General features: G+C 70.2%; 1 protein-coding gene and 1 pseudogene. Both read right to left on the reverse strand.

All coding sequences use genetic code 11. From position 1 onward, the window contains the following. Positions 1 to 128: 128 nt before the first annotated feature. Positions 129 to 1,010: a bile acid:sodium symporter family protein gene (locus tag ACFV4N_RS43835; protein WP_499678619.1), complete on the reverse strand. Its 882-nt coding sequence runs from the start codon at positions 1,008 to 1,010 to the stop codon at positions 129 to 131. Between the two features lie 132 nt (positions 1,011 to 1,142). Then, a pseudogene (locus ACFV4N_RS43840) lies at positions 1,143 to 1,336 on the reverse strand (hypothetical protein); the annotation flags it as partial.

A 1,336-nucleotide genomic window follows, 5' to 3' on the forward strand; every position in this document is an offset into this window, starting at 1 on the left:
GGTGACATGTGAGAACTAGCTCACGCTCTGTCTCGCATTCTCTGCTTCGGAACTCCGACGTATCTCACCTGAACGGCCCAGCGAGAATGCCGGGACGGTAGGGTGAAAGCGCTGTTGAGACCGCCTTTTTAGGGGTTCTTGACGGCGTTTTGGGCGGCATCCGTTCGGGTGATGAGGTACCCGGCCGCCGCGGCCAGCGGGAACATCACGATGCCGTACACCGCCGCCGGCACCGCCAGCGCCTCGCTGCCCAGCACGCTCACCGCCACCGTGATCGCCAGCGTGCTGTTGTGCACGCCCACCTCGAACGCGGACGCGACCGCCTGCCGCCGCCCGACCCGGGCCAGGCGCGGCACGGCGTAGCCCACCGCCAGGCTGCACGCGCAGAACAGCACCGTCACCAGGCCGACGTCGGCCAGGTGGTCGCCCACGTTCTCCCGCTCGGCGAGGATCGCGCCCGCGATCACCGCCACCAGCACCACCGCGGAGAAGACCCGCACCGGCCGGTCGGCCCGGTCCGCGAACGGGGCCGACCGGCGGCGCACCAGCATCCCGAGCGCCACCGGGACCAGCACGACCGCGAACACCTGGGCGACCTTGCCGAACTCCAGGCCGACCACGCCCTCGCCCACCGGCCGGAAGTGGTCCAGGGCGAAGTTCACCACCAGCGGCAACGTGACCACGGCCAGCACCGAGTTCACCGCGGTCAGGGTGATGTTGAGCGCCACGTCGCCGCGGAACAGGTGGCTGAACAGGTTCGCCGTGGTGCCGCCGGGCGAGGCGGCGAGCAGCATCATGCCGACCGCGAGCACCGGGTCCAGCCCCAGCGCCACCACCAGCGCGAAGCACACCGCCGGCAGCAGCACCAGTTGCGTGGCCAACGCGACCGCCACGGCCCGCGGCTCCCGCGCCGTCCGGGTGAAGTCGCCGACCGTCAGCGACAGCCCGAGCCCGAACATGACCACGGCGAGCGCGACGGGGAGGCCCACCGTCGTCAGGGCGGAATCCATGGCGATCACCTGGGTCTCTCGCGTCGTCGCGGCGGGGGGAGCGCATCTTCCCCCGGGAACCGGACGAACCGGAAGTGCCGGGACGACTTCGATGGCATTCGGTGATCAGCCGGTGGTCCCGGCGGCGGTGGGTCAGACCCTGGCGAGCCGGTACTCGTAGCTGGAGCCCGAGGTGGAGCAGTTGCTGCCCAGCCGCGAGGCCGTGTACGTGTAGCCGGACGGGATGCTGCACGCGTACGTGCCGGTGAGGTCGTAGTTCACCGCGTCGAGCAGGTAGTACTCGTAGCGCCAGGCGCAATTCGTGTTGATCCGCACGGACGAGTAGG

The organism is Actinosynnema sp. NPDC059797 (genome assembly GCF_042732085.1).
Lineage (GTDB): Bacteria > Actinomycetota > Actinomycetes > Mycobacteriales > Pseudonocardiaceae > Actinosynnema.